14 protein-coding genes and 1 tRNA gene are annotated in these 20315 nt (G+C 66.9%); 11 read left to right on the top strand and 4 right to left on the bottom strand.

The window, feature by feature from the left end; translation table 11 throughout:
* The first annotated feature begins 14 nt into the window (after nucleotides 1-14).
* Genes KZX46_RS11285 through truA form a run of 3 tightly spaced genes read left to right on the top strand, consistent with a single transcriptional unit; the run spans nucleotide 15 to nucleotide 2711 of the window.
* Nucleotides 15-1031 carry a competence protein CoiA gene (locus KZX46_RS11285; RefSeq protein WP_219776649.1) on the top strand — a complete coding sequence of 339 codons (1017 nt, stop codon included), beginning with the start codon at nucleotides 15-17 and terminating at the stop codon, nucleotides 1029-1031.
* Between the two features lie 10 nt (nucleotides 1032-1041).
* Nucleotides 1042-1944: a methionyl-tRNA formyltransferase gene (gene fmt / locus KZX46_RS11280; protein WP_219776648.1), complete on the top strand. Its 903-nt coding sequence runs from the start codon at nucleotides 1042-1044 to the stop codon at nucleotides 1942-1944.
* Entirely contained in the window at nucleotides 1941-2711 is a 771-nt protein-coding gene (gene truA, locus KZX46_RS11275) for a tRNA pseudouridine(38-40) synthase TruA (protein ID WP_219776647.1), read from the top strand. Before fmt ends, truA begins: the two co-directional genes overlap by 4 nt.
* Before the next feature lie 257 nt (nucleotides 2712-2968).
* On the opposite strand, the gene KZX46_RS11270 is transcribed toward truA, so the two are convergent.
* Together KZX46_RS11270 and KZX46_RS11265 are read right to left on the bottom strand one after the other, a co-directional pair.
* A complete protein-coding gene (locus tag KZX46_RS11270) occupies nucleotides 2969-3892 on the bottom strand; it encodes an isopenicillin N synthase family oxygenase (protein ID WP_219776646.1) in 924 nt (307 codons plus the stop codon).
* Between the two features lie 21 nt (nucleotides 3893-3913).
* Nucleotides 3914-3987: transfer RNA gene (locus tag KZX46_RS11265), tRNA-Met, on the bottom strand.
* A gap of 274 nt (nucleotides 3988-4261) precedes the next feature.
* On the opposite strand from KZX46_RS11265, the gene KZX46_RS11260 reads away from it, so the two are divergent.
* From KZX46_RS11260 to katG, 4 genes are all read left to right on the top strand, one after another.
* Nucleotides 4262-5188: an isoaspartyl peptidase/L-asparaginase family protein gene (locus KZX46_RS11260; RefSeq protein WP_219776645.1), complete on the top strand. Its 927-nt coding sequence runs from the start codon at nucleotides 4262-4264 to the stop codon at nucleotides 5186-5188.
* A gap of 2 nt (nucleotides 5189-5190) precedes the next feature.
* On the top strand, nucleotides 5191-6411 hold the full coding sequence (locus KZX46_RS11255; RefSeq protein WP_370647541.1) for an NAD(P)/FAD-dependent oxidoreductase: 1221 nt from the start codon (nucleotides 5191-5193) through the stop codon (nucleotides 6409-6411).
* 46 nt (nucleotides 6412-6457) lie between these two features.
* Entirely contained in the window at nucleotides 6458-6868 is a 411-nt protein-coding gene (locus tag KZX46_RS11250; protein WP_219776643.1) for an HIRAN domain-containing protein, read from the top strand.
* Between the two features lie 189 nt (nucleotides 6869-7057).
* Nucleotides 7058-9280 carry a catalase/peroxidase HPI gene (gene katG / locus KZX46_RS11245; RefSeq protein WP_219776642.1) on the top strand — a complete coding sequence of 741 codons (2223 nt, stop codon included), beginning with the start codon at nucleotides 7058-7060 and terminating at the stop codon, nucleotides 9278-9280.
* Between the two features lie 62 nt (nucleotides 9281-9342).
* Here the strand turns inward: katG and KZX46_RS11240 are convergent, their stop codons facing one another.
* Entirely contained in the window at nucleotides 9343-11994 is a 2652-nt protein-coding gene (locus KZX46_RS11240; RefSeq protein ID WP_219776641.1) for a DUF3772 domain-containing protein, read from the bottom strand.
* A 54-nt stretch (nucleotides 11995-12048) separates the two neighbouring features.
* On the opposite strand from KZX46_RS11240, the gene KZX46_RS11235 reads away from it, so the two are divergent.
* Nucleotides 12049-12912 carry a YihY/virulence factor BrkB family protein gene (locus KZX46_RS11235; RefSeq protein ID WP_219776640.1) on the top strand — a complete coding sequence of 288 codons (864 nt, stop codon included), beginning with the start codon at nucleotides 12049-12051 and terminating at the stop codon, nucleotides 12910-12912.
* A 93-nt stretch (nucleotides 12913-13005) separates the two neighbouring features.
* On the opposite strand, the gene KZX46_RS11230 is transcribed toward KZX46_RS11235, so the two are convergent.
* A complete protein-coding gene (locus tag KZX46_RS11230; protein WP_219776639.1) occupies nucleotides 13006-13695 on the bottom strand; it encodes a PEPxxWA-CTERM sorting domain-containing protein in 690 nt (229 codons plus the stop codon).
* A gap of 241 nt (nucleotides 13696-13936) precedes the next feature.
* Here KZX46_RS11230 and KZX46_RS11225 point away from each other — a divergent pair, with 241 nt between their 5' ends.
* The 3 genes from KZX46_RS11225 to KZX46_RS11215 all read left to right on the top strand — a co-directional run bounded on the left by KZX46_RS11225 (nucleotide 13937) and on the right by KZX46_RS11215 (nucleotide 20015).
* Nucleotides 13937-16087: a TonB-dependent siderophore receptor gene (locus tag KZX46_RS11225; protein WP_226896231.1), complete on the top strand. Its 2151-nt coding sequence runs from the start codon at nucleotides 13937-13939 to the stop codon at nucleotides 16085-16087.
* Between the two features lie 60 nt (nucleotides 16088-16147).
* The gene (locus tag KZX46_RS11220; protein WP_219776638.1) at nucleotides 16148-17455 is read left to right on the top strand and encodes a PepSY domain-containing protein; all 1308 of its coding nucleotides are present in this window, start codon (nucleotides 16148-16150) and stop codon (nucleotides 17453-17455) included.
* 256 nt (nucleotides 17456-17711) lie between these two features.
* Nucleotides 17712-20015 (top strand): TonB-dependent receptor, encoded by a 2304-nt coding sequence (locus tag KZX46_RS11215; RefSeq protein ID WP_219776637.1) that lies wholly within the window; start codon nucleotides 17712-17714, stop codon nucleotides 20013-20015.
* Nucleotides 20016-20315 lie beyond the last annotated feature (300 nt).

Raw genomic sequence — 20315 nt, 5'->3', positions numbered from 1 at the left:
GTCGTTACGGTAGCATGATGCCGCTCCGCTGCCTCGACGATGCCGATCGCAGCCTCGATGCAGTGGCGTTGTCCACCGTGGAGTGGGCGGCGCTGACCGCGACCAACCGCCATGTTCGCCACCTGCGGATGCATTGCTGCGGGTCGCCGGTGGTGCTCAAGACGTCGCGTCTCGGCACGCGCTTCTTCGCACATTTCGCACTCGGCGGCTGCGCATCGGGGGACGAGTCGCCCGAGCACCTCCACCTCAAGGCGCTGGCGATCACCGCTGCGCGCGCTGCCGGCTGGACCGCTGAAGCCGAGGTTTCGGGAACCACTTCCGGCGGTGAGCCGTGGCGCGCCGACGTGCTGGCGACGCGGGGGAAGCATCGCGTCGCAGTCGAGGTCCAATGGTCGGGGCAGGCCGACGACGAGACCGCGCGACGACAGGCGCGCTACGCCGCGAGCGGGGTCCGCGCCTTGTGGCTGTTCCGGCGACCTGGCTTCGCGATCGACCCCGACGTCCCCGCGGTTCGGCTTCGCGGCACGCTGGCGGCGGGACTGACGGTACAGGGCTTGCCAGTTGCGGACTTCCTCGCGGCGGTGTTCGACCGGCGGCTACGCTTCGGCATTCCCGCTGGGACCACTGCGACGGTCACAATCGAGGGGGCGATCGCGACCTGCTGGGGCGGCGATTGCGGCGCGCTGACCCGGGTCGTGACTGGCGTCGCGATCGTCCACGGCGGCTCGGCGTGCGCGGTCGAACTCGCGGCCGTCGGCGCGCATCCGGTCGTCGTCGCCGCGCTCGCTCGGCTGCTCCCAGCCGACCCGGTACGCGGTCGTATCCGGGTCCGCCGCACGACCGGGACGGCGGTCACCGGCTGCTTCCGCTGTGACCGCCCAGTCGACGCGGCGGCGCGAGCGAGCCGGACGATACTAGCGACGGCGGCGGTCCCGATCACCTCCGAATGGGCCGCAATGATCGCCGGGCAGCCCGGCTACGCGCCCATCTGGAGCGTCGTGCCGGTTGCGCGCGCCCCCGCCATCGCCTAGCCCCACGCCGATGCGGATCGCCTTCATGGGAACCCCGGCATTCGCCGTGCCCGCGCTCGACGCGCTCGTTACGGCGGGGCACGACGTCGTTGCGGTCTATACCCAGCCGCCGCGCCCGGCGCAGCGCGGCAAGTTGGTGACGCGCTCGCCGGTCCACCTCCGCGCCGAGGCGCTCGGGATCGCGGTCCGGACCCCGGTCAACTTCAAGGACGATGCCGACCGCGCGGCGTTCGCAGGCCTCGATCTCGACCTCGCCGTGGTCGCCGCCTACGGGCTGATCCTGCCGAAGGCGATCCTCGATGCGCCTCGCCGGGGCTGTCTCAACATCCATGCATCGCTGCTGCCGCGCTGGCGGGGTGCCGCGCCGATCCAGCGCGCGATCCTCGCCGGTGACGAGGCGACCGGCGTGACGATCATGGGCATGGAGCGCGGGCTCGACACCGGGCCGATGCTCCTCGTCGAGGCGACCCCGGTTGGCCGCAAGACTGCCGGCGAACTGACCGCCGAGCTTGCCGAAATGGGCGCGCGGCTGATCGTCGACGCGCTCGCCCGGCTCGATGCGCTGACATCGGTCGTCCAGCCCAACGGCGCGACCTATGCCGCCAAGGTCGACAAGGCCGAGGCGCGGCTCGACCTAACGCTCCCCGCCGCCGCAGTCGAGCGCGCGATCCGGGCGTTCAACCCCTTCCCCGGCGCTTATGTCGAGATCGGCTGCGAGCGGCTCAAGCTCCTCGCGGCGGACGTGGTCGACGGCGACGGCCCTCCCGGCTCGATTCTCGACGACCGGCTAACGATCGCCAGCGGCACCGGCGCGATCCGCCCGACTCTTGTCCAACGCGCGGGCAAGCCGGCGATGGCGGCGGCAGCACTTCTCAACGGCTGGCCGGTCGCCGCCGGCACCCGGCTCGAATGACCCGCTTCCGGCTGACCGTCGAATATGACGGCGCGCCGTTCATGGGCTGGCAGCGCCAGCGCCACGGCCCGAGCGTCCAGGGCGCGATCGAAGCGGCAATCCTCAAGACGACGGGCGAGACCGTCGTCGTTACTGGCTGCGGCCGGACCGACGCCGGGGTCCATGCCGAGGGGCAGGTCGCGCATGTCGATGTCGAGCGGGCGATCGACGCCTTCCGGCTGATGGAGGCGGTCAACGCCCACCTCCGCCCGCTGCCCGTCGCGATCGTCGCCTGCGATATCGCCGACCCCGAATTCCACGCGCGCTTCGACTGCATCGGGCGCAGCTACCGTTACCGCATCGTCAATCGCCGCGCGCCGCTGGTGCTCGACCGCGGGAGGGCGTGGCAGGTCGCGGTCGCGCTCGACGCGGCGGCGATGCACGACGCGGCACAACTGCTCGTCGGGCGGCATGACTTCACCACCTTCCGCTCGGTCCGCTGCCAGGCGCGGTCACCGGTCAAGACGCTCGACCTGCTGATGGTCAAATGCGACGGACCGGTCATCACGATCGCGGCGGCGGCGCGGTCGTTCCTCCACCATCAGGTCCGGTCGATGGTCGGCTGCCTGCGGCTCGTTGGCGAAGGCCGCTGGTCGGCGGGCGACCTTGCTGCGGCATTGGCGGCACGCAACCGCCTCGCACTTGGGGTTAACGCGCCCCCCGATGGGCTAACTTTCGTCGCCGCCTCCTACGCCAAAGTGTCGGCTGACTTTACACCCGAGCGGTAAAGTTCGCACGCCGTTGCACGACTCCAGTGACTTACCCACCGGTCAACAACTGGCATGACCTTTGCTTGATGGTTAACGATGGAGCCGCTCCGCCGATGGGTCCATGTCCTTGGGAGACCCGTGTTGCATAACCGACCGAGCCGCGGTTTCGCCCGAATGAACCTCGTATGGGTTCTGGGGATCGCAGCGGGTGTCGTCGCCGGTGGGGTCGTCGCGTACGGCGTGATGAGCAGTAACGCCGAGGTCGCGTCCTCGCGCTAGATCAATCCGATTTCGCGAAGCCGCTGCCGCAGGAAAGCGTCGGCAGTGATCGGCTCAACCCCCTCCCCACCCGGCGGCTCGATCAGATAGTCGGGCCGGAAGTGCAGGAAGAACGGCGTCGAATAGCGCGCGACGCGGGCCCGGTCGGGGGCCGGATTGACCACCCGGTGCGTCGTCGACGGCAGCGCCCCGCCGGTCAGCCGGTCGAGCATGTCGCCGATGTTGCACACCAACGTCCCCGCGGGAGCCTCGATGTCGCGCCACACTCCCGAGCGGTCGAGCAGTTGCAGCCCAGCCTCTTCGGCTCCGAGCAGCAGTGTGATGACGTTGATATCCTCGTGCGCCCCAGCGCGGACCGCCGCCGGGGTGCCGGTCACCGGCGGGTAATGCAGCAGCCGCAGGATCGAATTGCCATCATGGGTCGGACCTTCGAAGAAGTCCGCCGCGAGCCCGAGGTGGAGCGCGATCGCGCGGAGGACGCGGCCGCCAGCGGTGTCGAGAGCGGCGAACAGCGCAGCGACGGCGGGGTGGAAGTCGGGGACCTCGCTCGGCCAGACGTTATCGGGCATCGTCGCCCGGAGCGGGTCGCCGGGGGGCAGGTCGCGCCCCATGTGCCAGAATTCCTTGAGATCCGAGGCGCTCGCGCCCTTGGCGGTCTCGATGCCGAACGGCGTCAGGCCGCGCTGCCCGCCGCCGCCGGGGATGTGGTAGCGCCGCTTGACCGGCTCGGGCAGTGCGAAGAATGCCTTGGTCGCGGCAAGCGCGCGGTCGATCAACGCGGCATCGATGCCGTGGTCGGACACGACCGCGAACCCGGTCCGCCCGAAGGCGTCGCCGAATGCCGCTGCGGCCGCTGCCAGGTCGGCCTCGACGAGGCTGAGCGGGATCGGCGCGATGTCGGCGGTCGTTCCAGGGGTCACGGCGGCGTTCCTGTCGGGCGGTAGCGGGAGAGGGACTTGAACCCCCGACCCCAGGATTATGATTCCCGTGCTCTAACCAGCTGAGCTACCCCGCCCGGCCCGACCCGACGTGCGGGAGGCGCGATATAGTCGCGAGAGCCCCTGCGGGTCAATGCCGGGTCGCGGAGCGCTAAGTTCAAAATAAGTTCACACAAAAGCATGTGTTTTCGCGTCGCCCTTTCTGCAGGACGCGAGACGATTATGCACCGATGAGAAAGAACAGGTGCCGCCCAGTGGCGACTCGGCAAACGTATCGTAAACCGCCGCCTGTAGGACAGCGAATACGTCGCCGATTGCCGCCGCCGGATGCAGCCGCTACCACCCTTGCCGATGTCCGCTGCTCCTCACTCCGACTGGTCGCTCGCAATCCACGGCGGGGCCGGCGGCATGAGCCGCGACAACCTGACATCCGAGGCTGATGCCGCCGCCCGCGCCGCGCTATCGGCCGCCCTCGACGCCGGGGCGGCGGTCCTCGCTGCCGGTGGCACGGCGCTCGATGCGGTCGCGGCGGCGGTCCAGTCGCTTGAGGATGCGCCCGAATTCAACGCCGGGCGCGGCGCGGTGTTCACCGCCGACGGCACGGTCGAGCTCGACGCCGCGATCATGGAGGGCACCACCCGCCACGCCGGGGCGGTGGCGCGGGTCACACGCACGCGCTCGCCGGTCGCTCTCGCCCGCGCGGTGATGGAGCAGACCCCGCACGTCATGCTTGCCGGGATCGGCGCCGACGCGTTCGCGCTGACCACCGGGCTCGAGCAGGTCGACCCTACGTGGTTCCGCACCCCCGAACGCGCGCGCCAGTTCGCCGAGGCCGGCACGACGTTCGACCGCGCGATGAAATACGGCACCGTCGGCGCGGTCGCCCGCGACATTCACGGCCACGTCGCCGCCGCAACCTCGACCGGCGGCGTCACCGGCAAGCGCTGGGGCCGCATCGGCGATTCGCCGCTGATCGGCGCGGGCACCTATGCCGACGACCGCGCCGCAGCGGTGTCGGCGACCGGATCGGGCGAGGACTTCATCCGCCTCGGCGTCGCGCACGAGCTTTGCGCCCGCGTCCGGCTGCTCGGCGAGAGCGTCGCCGACGCGGCGCGGACACTGATCGCCGAGGTCGGCGCGGTCGGCGGTGCGGGCGGGGTGATCGCGATGTCGCCCGGCGGCGACGCGACATGGTCGTTCAACACCAGCGGCATGTACCGCGGATCGGTCGCGTCGGCGGCCCCGCCGCGCGTCGCGATCTATGCCAACGAGGGCTGACGTTGGTCCACGATATCCTGATCGTCGGCGGCGGCCAGGCGGGGGCGCAGGCGGCGATCTCGCTTCGGCAGGGCGGCTTCACCGGCTCGATCACGATCGTCGGCGAGGAGATTGACCCGCCGTACGAGCGCCCGCCGCTGAGCAAGGACTATCTTTCGGGCGACAAGACCGTCGACCGGCTCGCGCTCCGCCCGGAGGCATTCTGGCGCGAGCGCAACGTCACCCTCCTCCCCGGCCAGCACGTCACCGCGGTCGACCCTGTTCGACATTGCGTGGCGACGGCGTCGGGCTCGACGATGGGCTACGGCAAACTCATCTGGGCCGCCGGAGGCCATGCCCGCGCGCTGCCGGTCCCGGGCGGCACGCTCGCGGGCGTGCACTCGATCCGAAGCCGCGCCGACGTCGACGCGCTGACCGCCGATCTCGCGCGGACCGACGACGTCGTCATCGTCGGCGGCGGCTATATCGGCCTCGAAGCCGCCGCGGTGCTGTCGAAGACGCGCAAGCGCGTGACGATCCTCGAGGCGCTCGACCGCGTCCTTGCGCGCGTCGCCGGCGAACCCGTGTCGCGCTTCTACGAGGCCGAGCACCGCGCCCACGGCGTCGACGTCCGCCTCGGCGCGGGGATCGAGGCGTTTGAGGGGACCGCGCACGTCACCGGGGTCCGCACGACCGGCGGCACGATTCCGGCCGGTGTCGTCATCGTCGGCATCGGCCTCGTCCCATCGGTCGCGGCGCTCGCTGCCGCCGGGGCGGTGACGCACAACGGCGTCGAGGTCGACGACCATAACCGCACCTCGCTGCCCGACATCTTCGCGATCGGCGACTGTGCCCATCACGCCAACGCCTTCGCCAACGGCGCTGGCATTCGGCTCGAATCGGTGCAGAACGCGATCGACCAGGCGAAGGTCGTTGCCGGGGTGATCCTTGGTACACCGCGCCCATATCATGCGGTGCCGTGGTTTTGGTCGAACCAGTATGACCTCAAGCTTCAGACCGTCGGGCTGAGCGCCGGCCACGACGCCACCGTTGTTCGCGGCACCCCCGAGTCGCGGTCGTGGAGCCTGATCTATCTCCGCGGCGGGCGGGTCATCGCGCTCGACTGCATCAACAGCGCGCGCGATTTCGTCCAGGGCAAGGCGCTCGTCGAGGCGGGGCTGGCTGCCGACCCGGCACGGCTGGCCGACAATACCGTGCCGCTCAAGTCGCTGCTGGCGGCCTGACGCGGACCGCTTGGAATGATCCGGCCGTCTCGGTTAGACGGCAGGCATGGCACGCCCAGACATGAGTCTCACCGTGGTCGGCGGCCTCCATCCCAACAAGGACGGAAGCAACCGCTTGTTCGAGATGGCCCTGTGCCTCCCAGGTGAGCCGGTGCAGCTTGTCCGCGAGCCGCGCAATCCGATCGATCCGTCCGCCGTCGCCGTGTTGAGTGCGCGCGGCATTCAGCTCGGCTATTTGTCGGCGGAGCGGTGTGGCTGGATTGGCGCCCGCCTGGCCCAAGGGGACGACATCCGCGCGGTGTTTCAATTTGCGAGCAGCGGTGTTGCCGTCATCCGCGTCAGCTTCGGTGGCGACCTACCGGCGCTGCCCGCTTCGTTGCCCACCCTTGCGAAGCCGACGATCGATGACAGCGGTTTCTATCCCGACGATCTCCCCGACGACGACTATTACGCCTGATGGCAGCGCCGCTAACGACGATCGTGACGCGAATATCATTGGCTACCGTGCCCGCCGACGAACCTGCCGCGCGCGATTGATATAACCGAGCAGCCGCGCCTCCGATCACTAAAGTCGAATAAATCGATTGGACGGCAATCGGCGCGGGGACGAGTATAAGTGCGAGATCTTGGGAAAGGACTGCTGACCATGGCTGACTATGAAGAGGGCGAATCCGCGGGCAAATGCCCGATGGGTGCACCGGGTGCCGCGCGCTCATTGCTCGGACGGACCAACAAGGATTGGTGGCCCGACAGCCTGCCGGTCGAAATTCTCCATCAGGGTGGCGCATCGCCGGACCCGATGGGCCCGGATTTCAACTATGCCGAGGCATTCTCCAAAATCGACTATGCCGGGCTGAAGGCCGACTTGACCGCGCTGATGACCGACAGCAAGTCGTGGTGGCCGGCGGATTACGGGCACTATGGGCCGTTCATGATCCGCATGGCATGGCACGCGGCGGGCACCTACCGTACGGCCGACGGTCGCGGCGGCTCGTCCTCGGGGCAGCAGCGTTTTGCGCCGTTGAACTCGTGGCCGGATAACGGCAACCTCGACAAGGCGCGTCGCCTGCTGTGGCCGATAAAGCAGAAGTACGGCTCGCAGCTGAGCTGGGCTGACCTGTTCATCCTCGCCGGCAACGTCGCGATCGAGTCGATGGGCGGCCCGATCTTCGGGTTCAGCGGCGGCCGCAAGGACGTCTATGAGGCCGAGCGCGACACCTATTGGGGTGCCGAGGAATTGTGGGTCAACCAGAACGTCGAGACGCGCATCCAGCCCGACAAGGGCATGGACCTCGAGATGCCGCTGGCAGCGATCCAGATGGGCCTGATCTACGTCAATCCCGAAGGTCGCGGCGGCAACATGGACCCGCTGCAGTCGGCGCACGACATGAAGGTGACGTTCGAGCGCATGGCGATGAACCATGAAGAGACCGTCGCGCTGACCGCCGGCGGCCATGCGTTCGGCAAGGCCCATGGTGCCAAGCCTGCCGACAACTTCGGCAATGGTCCCGAGGGCGAGGCGGTGCACATGCAGGGCCTCGGCTGGCTGACCGACTCCGAGGAGATCGACAAGGGCCACATCACGACCTCGGGCATCGAGGGCGCATGGTCGCCGAACCCGACCAAGTGGACCGGCGACTATTTCCGGCTGTTGTTCAAGTACGACTTCGAGATCGTCGAGAGCCCGGCTGGCGCTCGCCAGTGGCAGCCGATCAATCCCGATCCGGAGGACATGGCTCCCGACGCGCGCGACCCGAACAAGCGCGTGCCGACGATGATGACGACGGCGGACATGGCGTTGAAGATGGACCCCGAGTTCCGGGCCATCTCAGAGCGCTTCCGCGACGACCAGGCGGCACTAGACGATGCGTTCGCCCGCGCCTGGTTCAAGCTGACCCACCGCGACCTTGGGCCGAAGACCCGCTATATGGGGCCCGAGGTTCCGGCCGAAGACCTGATCTGGCAGGATCCGATTCCCGTCGGTGCAGCGCCGTCCGAGGCCGAAGTCTCGGCGTTCAAGGACAAGGTTTGTTCGAGCGGGCTGACCGTCGGCCAGCTGGTCAAGACCGCCTGGGCGTCGGCGTCGAGCTACCGCAAGTCGGACCACCGTGGCGGTGCCAATGGCGCGCGCATTGCGCTTGCGCCGCAGAAGGACTGGAAGGTCAACGAGCCCGAGCAGCTCAAGGTCGTACTGGCCAAGCTCGGCGAACTGCGCGGCAGCCTGTCGCTTGCCGACGCGATCGTGCTGGCCGGGTCGGTCGGCATCGAGAAGGCGGCGAAGGACGCCGGCGTCGACATCACCGTGCCGTTCACCGGCGGTCGTGGTGACGCGACGCAGGACTGGACCGACGTCGACAGCTTCGCCCCGATGGAGCCCAAGGCCGATGGTTTCCGCAACTATCTGGAGACCCGGCAGGCGATCAAGACCGAGGAGCTGCTGCTTGACAAGGCGCATTTGCTCGGTCTGTCGGCACCCGAACTGACGGTTCTCGTCGGCGGCCTGCGTGTCCTCGGCGTCAACCACGGCAGCATCCCCGAGGGTGTGCTGACGACGCGGCCGGGGCAGCTGACGCCGGACTTCTTCGTCAACCTGCTCGACATGGAAACCTTCTGGGAGCTCGTCGACCCGTCGAGCGACGAGGAGTTCATCGGCTACACCCGCGGCGGACGCGTCGAAAAGTGGCGCGCCACCCGCACCGACCTGGTCTTCGGCTCGAACTCGCAGCTACGGGCGACTGCCGAGGTCTATGCCGAGAACGGCCACGAGGAGAAGTTCGTCCGCGACTTCGTCGCCGCCTGGGTAAAGGTGATGAACGCCGACCGCTTCGACGTCACCAAGAAGCCGCTGTCGTCGGATCGCGCTTCGTAAGGAAAGTTCGGGGCGGGCACGTGAAAGCGTTGCCCGCCCCAACTGACATCGCACAGCCCCGTCTAATTTACGTCAGGTGCCGCATCGTCCGGGTGGCGATCGGCCTCCTCACGCCGCGCAGGTAGCTGATCGCTTAGCGCCGCTGTGAATGCCTTGAATTCCGGTCCAGGCTCCACCACGACCTTCTGACCACTCGAGCCATCGAAGCCGATCTTCGCCTCTCCGAGCGCGGCTATCACCGCAACATAGAGATCGCTGCGGACCCGCGGAATGACGCGCGGCGACGCGACGATGGCGAAGGCGACCAGATTTACCGAGCCGCTTGGCGTCAACGAGTCGACGAGCACGGTCGGACCCGGCTTCTTGATCACATCGACATTGGCATCCAGCGCCTCGCGCAGGATCGTGATTGCCCGTGTCGTGTCTGCCGCGCTGCCAATGGTAAGCTGGAGTTGGACGCGACCCCGCGGGTCACCGAGCGTCTTGTTCTGGACCGGCTTGGTGATGAGATCCGAATTGGGCACGATCAACGTCGTCCGGTCGGCCTGCATGATCTCTGTCGCACGGACGCGGATGTTGCGGATATCGCCCTCGACCCCGCCGACAGTGACGAGGTCGCCGACCTTGATCGGCCGCTCGATCAACAGGATGATGCCCGAGACGAAGTTCTGGACGATCTGCTGCAGACCGAAGCCGATCCCGACCGACAGAGCGCTGGCGATCAGGGCGATCTGGCCGAACCCAAGACCAGCCGCGGTCAGCGCCCAGAGCAAGACGAGCCCGACACCGAGATACCGGACGCCAGTGCTGACCGAATTCCGGACACCGACATCCCATTCGGTGACGGGAAGGAAACGCTGGTCGAGCCAGCGCTGGGTAAGGTGCACGATGCCGAGCCCGAGCAGCAGACACCCCACGCCGACAGCAAGCGAGCGCGGCGAAACCGCGAGCGAGCCGAGATGAATCGCGTGGCTGGTGCCGGCGAGGCTCGACGCCACGACATCGCCGTTCCGGCCGAATGGCGTCAGTGCAAGGCTGAGCGCACCGAGGACGATCAGCACCTGTACGACTGCTGACGTGATCACACCGAGCTGCTCGACGGTCGATGTCCTCAAATTGATGACATTGACCAGCAGCCGGGTAACCCACCCGCCGGGTTTGTAGAGTTCGGTGAGAGCGTCGTCGGTGAAGCGCAGGAGTAGGTAAGTCGTTGCAACCAGGACGCTTATCCAGAACGTCTGGCTCGCGACGAGTATCGCCAGCGTCGTATAGCCGGTCAGGACTGCACCAAGCGTGACGATGATCGCCAGTGTGAGCGTCAGGGCGACGAGTGTTATCGTGGCTCCCCGCGCCGGTGGCAGGTCACTTTCGGTGTCGTCGACCGCGGGCCGATCCTCGCTCAACGCGAGCAGGATCAGGCCGAACACCGCGGCGTAGGCGACCGCGCTGACGCAGTTCGCCGCAACCGTCGCGGCAAGACTGGCACCGACCACGCTATTGACCCGGGTGACGATAAAGCCCGCTCCGGTGATCAATGCGACCAGCCACGACAGCGGTTGGATGCGGCTGGCGAGCGCTGCCGAGGCTGTCAGCAGCCGATCATCTGCGCCCTTGCCCCCGGCTAGCTGGCGGCCGAGGTTGACGACGAGCGCCCCCCAGACCACCGCGACGACGACCGCCTGAGCGAGTGCTGTGGCCTTGCTGGACAGCACGCCACCCCATTGCAGGCCGAGGTTGAGAGCGACCGCTCCGACCCCGGGCAGCACGGTGCCGACCACGACTGCCACCAGCGCACGGGCTGAATGATGGAACCGCGCCGATTGGCCTGGCCTAACGGTCCAGCGGTAGATGAAGCGCATGGCGATGCGCCGCAGCGGCCACGCGAGGACGACCGCGATGACCAGCGACAGGATGATCGTGAGCCCCGCCGCCGGCTCGGCTGCTGCCAGCGCCGTCGCAACGGCTTCGTCGCCAAGCTCGCCGAGCCGCTGCGTGTCACCCGGTTGGGCTTTCGTCAGCGAACTCCAGAAGTCGGCTTCGAGCGGCGACGCGGTGCGGTCGAGGGTTCGCGCATCGAACGCGGTCCGTCGCCGCTGCGATACTTCGGTAAAGAGGCGGTTGGCGGCGACTGCGGCAGCGCGCGCCTGCGCCAGCTCGGCGACCAGAAGCGCACGGCGTTCCATCAGGAGATGCCGTTCGCGTTGATCGGCGGCGTCCAGTCGTCGTCGCGCCTTGCCGTTCGGCGTACCAAGCGCGCGGAGTTTGACGTCGATCTGCACGATCTCGCCTTGGCGAGCATGGGCAAAGCTGTCGGCGGCCGACTGGGCCGACGTCGTCTGCTCGCGAAGCCTCGCCATGCTCGCGTCGGTGCTCGCGCCGACGGCCTGGTTTTGCAGTAGTGCGACATTGCGGATCACCGTCGCAAGGTTCGCGCGATCGACATCAACCGTCGACGCCGGCACCGGCGCGACAAAGCCGGCCGGGACCACCGCCGGCAATCCGTTGCCCGCCGCGGTCGGCATTGGCGCCACGCCCACCGCTGCAACCGCAATGGTGTTGGGAGAAGTCGTGGCTATCGCCTCGCGCGGTGCGAGCGATCCCAACGCCACGAGCATTGCGACGACGATCGCCGTTAGTCGCGGACGCCAGCCATCGAACCGCGGATGTGCTCCGTCGTTACTCGCCACGCGCGTTGCCATAAAAATGAGGCTCACCGTACAATCGCCGACCTTTGTGCGTTGGGATAGCATTGACAACAGGATGGCCCAATGTCGACGAGCGCACCCCCGACCACCACTAAATTGCGCCTGACTGGCTGGGGCCGGACGCTGCTCCGCGTTTACAAGGAGTCGGACAAGGACAATCTTGGGCTGATCTCCGCTGGCGTCGCTTATTATGGTTTCCTGACGCTGATCCCGGCACTTGGCGCACTGGTCCTGACCTATGGCCTCGTTACCGATCCCGGCGAGGTCGCGACCCAGATGCGCGCGATCGTCCAGCATGTCCCGGCCGACGCCGCCAAATTGATCGACGAGCAGCTGACCGGAGTGGTCGCGAGTGCGACCGGCAAGAAGGGCCTCGGCCTCGCGCTGGCGCTCGTGCTGGCGCTGTACGGCGCGATGAAGGGGGCGGGAGCGGTCGTCATCGCGCTCAACGTCGCCTATGAAGCTCCCGAAAATCGCAGCTTTGTCCGCACGACGCTGGTCAACGCTGCGGTGACTATTGGCGCTGTGTTGGTCGCAGTCGTCGCGCTGGCGTCGGGATCGGTCTTTGCTGCGCTCGGCGCGTCGGCCGCGGGGCTGACCCCGCTCGCAACCGCCGTGATCAAAGGTGCGTCATGGCTGGCTACGGCGGCAATCGCCTTGACGGCGGTCGCGCTCCTATACCGCTACGCCCCCGCCCGACAACAGCCGCGCTGGCAATGGATTACGCCGGGATCGCTGTTGACGATGATCGGCTTCCTTGCGGTGACGTTCGGATTCGGCCTCTATGCCAAGAGCTTCGGTCATTACGGCGCGACCTACGGCTCGCTTGGCGCGGTCGTCGTGCTGCTGCTGTGGCTGTACCTGTCAGCCTACGTCTTGCTTCTCGGGGCCGAACTCAACGCCGCACTCGAGAAGGAAGCCAACTAAGCCCGTCATGGCCAGTTGCTTCGTGAACGGCTGACAGGGCGACACTCGACATGCCCGCCGTTCGCGAAATCGGACGCTGTAACTTGGTAGGGGCTAGCCGTTTGCCGGTTGGCGTCGGAGCGTCTCAAGCCTCTGGCGGCGACGCAACGCGTAGCCGACCACGCCCATCCCAACGATCATCAATACCCAAGTCGCGGGCTCCGGAACGGCTGCAGCGGTGATGGTCGCCGAGAAAGTCGCGTCCAGATAGCTGAGCGAGTTGAACACGGGGCCGTCGCCGAGAACGTTACCGATGACCAGCGTGCCGAGATTGGGGATCGAGTTCGAAGCGCACCCGACGAATGGAAGGCACGATCCGACCGTGGCCAGACCGGAGTTGCCGGTCAGCCCAAATGTGCTGAGGAAAGCGACATAGGTCTTCCCCTGAGTCAGCAACACACCCGTCGGGGCGAAGTCGAAAAGGCCCGCTGCGCCCGAGCGGACCGCGCTGCGATAAAGTTCTGTCGTGGGGCCGGTCCCGTCCCAGGCGAATACGATGCCGTAGACCGATTGCAGCGTAGACGTGTTCAGCGTGAACTGAAAATCGGTGAGGTTGCCGCTGATCGAGGCGGTGAAGGTTTCGCCGAAATATTGGGTCTGATTTCCTCCCGTGAGGCTGCCGGAAAGATAGGGCGAGCCGTAGCTGTTCGCTGGGTTGGCGATCGTGTCCGCAGACGCTGGCGCAGCGACGACCGCTCCGAAACAGGTGAGCGCGGCGAACGTCGCTTTGACGATGCGATTCATGATCTATCCTCTGCAGATGCAAGGAGGGCAGCGATAAGTGCGACCCCCGTCGAGGTTAACGATTGCAGATGAAGGTTACGGCTTGGTGACGATGTTCGCGTCGGCCACTGACGCGCGCTTGCTGCCTGGCCAGGGCCATCAAGGCTCGGTGCCGACCTTCGGCATCGTGCAGCGCCGCGCTAATAGCTATTGCGAGACATTATCACCATTGCTAAGCGCTCGCTTGAAAGCGGGAATCGATATGATGTTCAGGTTGAAGGCGGTGGGAACCGCGATGATTTTGGGACAAGTCGCGTTGGCTTATCCGGCGTGGGCCAGCGAGGTGGCGAGCGACGTGGCAACCGACATGTCCGACATCATCGTTACCGGGCGTCTGCCGCCAAACGATGCCTTCGCCGCAACCAAGACGCTGACGCCGCTCGCCGAAACACCGCAGTCGATCAGCGTCATTTCGAGCGAGCAGATCAACACGCTCGGTTTGCAGAATCTCGATCAGGCGCTCCGCTTCGTCGCCGGGGTCACGCCCGAACAGCGCGGCGCCTCTGCCGACGTCTACGACCTCTTCACTTTGCGCGGGTTCGCTGCGCCGGTGTTCCTTGATGGGCTATATTATGTCTATCAGACCGATGGTACCGGCTATGCTGCCGCGCAGGCCGACATCTCGCGGATCGACCGTGTCGAGGTGATCAAGGGACCGTCGTCGGCGCTGTACGGCCGATCGGGTCCGGGCGGCCTCGTCGTCCAGAACAGCAAGCTGCCGCTCGACTGTGATCTCTACGGAGCGATTTCCGGCACTTATGGCAGCTATGATCTTTACCGGGCCGACGCCGATCTCGGCGGGCGGTTTTCCGACACCGCGCTGTGGCGCGTCTATGGCAGCGTCAACGGCGGGCACGACCAGCAGCAATATGGCACGCGTGCGCGCCAGACGATCTCCGCCGCGACGACGCTCGGCGCAGGCACGGCGACCACCCTCACCCTGCTCGCCAATTATTCGCACGATCCGCGCAACGGCAATTACGGCGTCTTTCCGGCGGTCGGCACGCTGTTCTCCAACCCCGCGGCCGGCGGCAAGGGCATTTCGACGAATTTCTACAACGGCGAACCGAACGATTTCTTCAAACGTGACCAGCTCAGCGCCACGGCCCTGTTCAAGCACGACTTCGGCGCGAACTGGTCGTTCAAGGCGTCCGGCCGCTATCAGTATGTCAAAAGCCGCCTCGGCATCGTCTACATCTCGGGTGCCGCAATCGACCCGACCGTCGCGCCGTCGACGGTCTATTCACGCGGCTCGTATTCGACCGACGAGAGTAACAACGACTGGGTTTACGATACCCAGCTGGCAGGCAAGTTCACGACCGGTCCGTTTGAGCATGATGTTCTGATCGGCGCGGACCGGCAGGTTCTCCATTTCGACGAAAATGCCGCGTTCGGCACGGCGACGTCGATCGACGCCTACAACCCGGTCTACGGCACGATGCCGACGCCGCAGACACCCGACGAAGTGCCCGGCGGTTTTCCCTCCAGGACGGTAACTCACCAGCGCCAGCAGGGGGTTTACGTTCAGGACCAGATCTCGTGGCAGGGACTGCGGCTGACGCTGAGCGGACGGCAGGACTGGGCGCGTCAGGACGTCAACGGCACAGGTGCGCAGAATGACCAGAAGTTCACCTACCGCGTCGGCGCATTGTACAAGACCACGCTCGGCATCGCGCCGTACGTCACCTATTCGACGTCGTTCCAGCCGCAGGCGGCGACGCTGACCGACGGATCGCTCGCGAAGCCATCGCTCGGCCGGCAGATCGAAGGCGGCGTGAAATATCATGTGCCCGGCACCGACATCCTGCTCACCGGCGCGTATTTCGACATCGAACAGACCAATGTTCTGACCTACGATCCGGTGTCGTTCCTCGCCTACCAGTCGGGCAAGGTGCGGTCGCGCGGCGTCGAGATCGAAGCCAAGGCGCCGCTGCCACATGGTTTCTCCCTCGATGTCGCCTTCAGCCGGCAGGGCGTTCGGATCCTCGAGGATCAGGATCCCCAGAACGTCGGTCACGGCCCGCCGACCGTCGGCCGCGGCGGCACGTCGGCGGTCCTGAATTGGGCACCGGTGGCGGGACCGTTGAAGGGCTTGACGCTCGGCGGCGCAGTCCGTCACGTCGATCAAGTCTACGCCTATGGCGACAATAATTCGCCGTCTTACACACTGGTCGATGCATTGATGCGGTTCGACCTTGGCAGCTTCAAGGACCGCTTCAAGGGGATGACGGTCGCCGTCAACGCGACCAACCTGTTCGACAAACGCTATCTCACCGGTTGCTACGTCAATTATAATTGGTGCTGGTACGGCAATCGCCGCACGGTCCAGGGAACAGTCAGCTACAAGTTCTGACCGCGAAGCGGCGAGACCATGTCGGCTAACCGAACCACGACATCCGGTCGAACGTCCGTCGTGACAGCGCCGGTCGTCGCCGGGGGGTGGCTGCGCCAGGATGCACAGCGCTATGTGCCGACCGGCCGCCAGTTCTGGGTTGTCGCGCATCGCTGGGCTGGCTTGACGATCGCCCTATTCCTGATCGTCGCCGGAACGACGGGATCACTGCTGACGTTCCGTGAGGAGCTGACCCGCGCCACGAGCCGGGCGAGCGCCCGGGTTGCCCTGCATCGCCCCGGCGCGCCGATGCTCGATGGGACGATCATCGCCGAGCGGGTGGAGGCGGCGACCGGTGCCAAGGTGACGTTCGTGCCGCTCGACCGCGAGGCCGATCGGCCGCTCCAGCTTTTTGTCGGCGCACGTCCCGGCGCCCCCGCGCTCGACTACGACACGGTCTGGGCCAATCCTTATGACGGCAGCATCCAGTTCCGCGCGCGTGATGGCGTCCTCGCCGACGGGCCGGAGAACATCATGCCGTTCCTCTATAAGGTCCACCACAGCCTCGCGCTCGGCGAATGGGGCACGTTTGCGCTGGGGTGCGCTGCGTTGATCTGGACGCTCGATTGTTTCGTCGGCTTCTACCTGACGCTGCCCGCCCGGCGCCCTCGCTCCCCCACTCTCGGTCTGGGCAAGGGCTGGGGGAAGAAATGGAGCGCGGCATGGCGGATCAAGGGAGCATCGCGCGGCTACCGGTTCCATTTCGACCTGCACCGGGCCGGAGGATTGTGGCTTTGGCCGCTGCTCCTCGTGTTCGCGTGGTCGAGCGTCGGGTTCAACCTGCCGGCGGTCCATCGACCGGTCATGGCGGCACTCGGCGCGTCGCCCGACGTGGATCCCGCGCCGCTGGCGGCTCCGATTGCCGACCCGCCGATCGATCTCCGCGCCGCAGCGGCGCGCGGGCGCGCGCTGATCGCCGTCGAGTCTGCCGGCCACGGCTTCACCGTGCGCCGCGACGGGTTCCTTTATTATATCCCGGAATCAGCCACCTACCTCTATTCGGCATGGACCAGCCTCGACGTGTCGACGAAGGACGCATCGACCCAAGTCTGGTTCAGCGGCATCGACGGGCGGCTCATCCGCTTCGTGCCGCCGCTCGGCGCGACGACGGCGGACGCCGCGACGATCTGGTTCGGCATGATCCACCGCGCCGCGATCATCGGGCTGCCGTATCGCATCTTCGAGGCCGTGCTCGGCCTCGCCCTGGTCGCGCTCAGTGTCACCGGCATCCTGATCTGGATGAAGAAGCGGTCTGCGCGCGTGCTTCACTTCGGATGGCAGACGCGCCAGAGGCGACCGATCAACGCTGCTCGATCGACAGTTGAGTAACCTTGAGCCGCGTAGCATCAGGCGTCGGCTTGGCGCTCAAGGCCAACGCTAACCCGGGCATCGCAGGACGGAGTGCCGTGCCGCCCGAACAGACCCGAGGCGACTGCAGGTCTTGCTGGTCAACCGAGTTTGCGAAGACTGGCCACAGTGTTAACGCCTCACTTCATGACATCGCTTCAGCCAGCGCTTTGATGAAACTGCTGGCGCGAAGCCCCGCCAGACAGCGACCGCAGGACATCGCCATGGTCGTGTCGCGATGAGGCTCTCCGTGACGTGCCTCAAATTTTTCGCATCCGGCAGCCTGATCGCCGCCTCGGCACCGCTGCTGGCGCAGTCATCGCAGCCTGTGGCTGGTTTTGTCGCCGACATCATCGTCACCGCCCCCGGCGGCCGCGACTATAACGATGACGCATTGATGGTGACGTCGACCGACCTGGCGCGCGCCGGGCATGCCGACTTGCTCGGCGGATTGGCGCGATCGCTGCCGGGCTTGTCGCTGTCGGAGGCGCAGAGCAACCCGTACCAACCGAACCTCGTCTATCGCGGCTTCGTCGCCTCGCCGCTGCAGGGCAATGCGCAGGGCCTCGCGGTCTACCTCGACGGCGGGCGCTTCAACCAGCCGTTCGGCGATACCGTCAACTTTGACCTCCTCCCCGAAGTCGCGATCGACAGCGTGTCGATCCGCGATGCCAGCCCGGTCTATGGCCTGAACGCGCTCGGCGGCGCGATCGTCGTCGCCACGAAGACCGGGCGGACGGCACCCGGGTTCGCAATTTCAGCGGCGGGCGGGCTTTACGACCGTGCCACCGGCTCGGTCGAGGCCGGCTGGAGTGACGGACCGTACAGCGCCTATGTCGCGCTCGAAGGAAATCACGACGGCGGGTGGCGGCGGCACTCGCCCTCGACGCTATACAATGGCTACGCCGACCTCGGCTCCGACGGCGAGCACGCCGGCATCCACCTGAAGCTCGTCGGCGCCGACAGCGACCTGACCGGCAACGGGTCGGCCCCGGTCGAACTGCTCGCCGCCGACCGCCGTGCGGTGTTCACCTATCCCGATAACACCCGCAACCAATATGGCCGGGTGAGCCTGCATCCATGGGTAAAGCTGTCGTCGACGACCCGGATCGAGGCGAGCCTGTACCTCCAGCAACTGCGCCAGCGCACCGTCAACGGTGACGCCGCCGATGTCGAAGGCTGTGACGATGCGGCCGGGCAGCTGTGCCTCGAGGATGCCGCGGGCAACCAGAACCCGTTGATCGGCGCGAACGGTGCCGCGGTGGCCAACACCCTCGATGGTGCCTATGGCGTCCTCAATCGCAGCACGACCCGGACGACGTCTGCGGGTGCGCTGGTCCAGCTCGTCGACACGCGCGCTTTGCTCGGCGGCAACAACGAACTGACGATCGGCTTCAGCCACGACCGCAGCCGGACCAGCTTCGAGTCGGCGACCGAGCTCGGCGCGCTGACCCAGGACCGCAGCGTCGAGGGGCTCGGCACGATCATCGACCAGCCCGACGGCTCGATCGCTCCGGTCTCGTTACTGGCGCGAACGCGCTACACCGGGGTGTTCCTGTCCGACCGGCTGCCGCTGTTGCCGGGCCTTACTGCCGAGATCGGCGTGCGCTGGAACGTTGCCGAGGTCGCACTCGACGACCAGCTCGGCACGGCGCTGAACGGCCGGCACAGCTTCCACCGCGTCAATCCCGGCGTCGAGCTCGCGTACCAGATCGTGCCGGCGATCGCCGTGCGCGCCGGCTATGCCGAGACCAACCGCGCACCGACGCCGGCCGAGCTGTCATGCGCCGATCCCGCCTCGCCGTGCAGCCTGACCAACTTCTTCGTCGGCGACCCGCCGCTGAAGCAGGTCGTCGCCAAGACCTGGGAAGCCGGCGCGTCGGGCAAGTTCGATGCCGGCCCCTGGCAGCTGAGCTGGCTGGTGTCGACGTACCGCGGCGTCAATCATGACGACATCCAATTCATCGCAGCCGACACGCGCGGCCGGGCCTATTTCCAAAACATCGGGCAGACCCGGCGGCAGGGCGTCGACGCCAGCCTGACCGCGAAACAAGGTCCCTGGACCGTTCACGCCGGCTATGCCCTGACCGACGCGACCTTCCGCACCGCGCTGCTGCTCAACAGTCCCGACAACCCGTCGGCCGACGATGACGGACAGATTCAAGTTCGCCGCGGCGACCGCTTGCCCGGCATCCCGCGGCATCGCGGGCTCGTGTCGGTCGACTTTACCGGGCGCAAATTCACGCTTGGTGGCGATGTGCAGGCGCAAAGCGGTCAGTATCTGAGCGGCGATGATGCAAATCTCCAACCCACCACCGGAGCATTTGCGTTGCTCAACCTGCGCGGCAGCGTTGCCGTACTCGGACCCGTCTCGGTGTTCGGCGAGCTGAGCAACGTCTTCGACAAGCGCTACGCGAGCTTCGGGACCTTCTCCGAGACCAGCCAGGTCGCGCTCGCCGAGGCGCCCGGGGCGACCAACCCCCGCAGTCTCGGACCAGGCGCACCGCGCCGCTGGCTCGCCGGGATACGGACGCGCTTCTAGGGGCGCTACGGCCTGATCACGCGCCGCGCCGGCCCGGACACCCGGATGACTGGAGGGCAGCCGGTTCGACGACCTGATGGGCAAGACACCCCAGGCCGACGGCGTGACCTTACGAAGCGGCAACGGTCGGCAACATTCCTGGCTGGTGATGCCGGCCGGTTGACGCGGTGGGAGGCACCGCGATCCTCTATGGCGCGACGGCGGCTGGTTCTCACTCGATCTGATCGGTGACCTCCTGAGACATAGCCTCGACCGCTGACGGACGCTTCGACGACCGCCTGCCGGTCGAGATGACGGGTT

It is taken from the genome of Polymorphobacter sp. PAMC 29334 (genome assembly GCF_019431245.1).
GTDB classification, from domain to species: domain Bacteria; phylum Pseudomonadota; class Alphaproteobacteria; order Sphingomonadales; family Sphingomonadaceae; genus Polymorphobacter_B; species Polymorphobacter_B megasporae.
The sequence above is the reverse complement of the archived record's forward strand: the minus strand, read 5'-3'. Positions and strand labels throughout refer to the sequence as shown.

Bases quoted from the DNA above. Each gene is read 5' to 3' on its own strand.
- fmt (WP_219776648.1), top strand. From the start codon at position 1,042: ATGCGGATCGCCTTCATGGGAACCCCGGCATTCGCCGTGCCCGCGCTC.
- KZX46_RS11285 (WP_219776649.1), top strand. From the start codon at position 15: ATGATGCCGCTCCGCTGCCTCGACGATGCCGATCGCAGCCTCGATGCA.
- KZX46_RS11215 (WP_219776637.1), top strand. From the start codon at position 17,712: ATGAGGCTCTCCGTGACGTGCCTCAAATTTTTCGCATCCGGCAGCCTG.
- truA (WP_219776647.1), top strand. From the start codon at position 1,941: ATGACCCGCTTCCGGCTGACCGTCGAATATGACGGCGCGCCGTTCATG.
- KZX46_RS11225 (WP_226896231.1), top strand. From the start codon at position 13,937: ATGATGTTCAGGTTGAAGGCGGTGGGAACCGCGATGATTTTGGGACAA.
- KZX46_RS11235 (WP_219776640.1), top strand. From the start codon at position 12,049: ATGTCGACGAGCGCACCCCCGACCACCACTAAATTGCGCCTGACTGGC.
- KZX46_RS11230 (WP_219776639.1), bottom strand. From the start codon at position 13,695: ATGAATCGCATCGTCAAAGCGACGTTCGCCGCGCTCACCTGTTTCGGA.
- KZX46_RS11250 (WP_219776643.1), top strand. From the start codon at position 6,458: ATGGCACGCCCAGACATGAGTCTCACCGTGGTCGGCGGCCTCCATCCC.
- KZX46_RS11260 (WP_219776645.1), top strand. From the start codon at position 4,262: ATGTCCGCTGCTCCTCACTCCGACTGGTCGCTCGCAATCCACGGCGGG.
- katG (WP_219776642.1), top strand. From the start codon at position 7,058: ATGGCTGACTATGAAGAGGGCGAATCCGCGGGCAAATGCCCGATGGGT.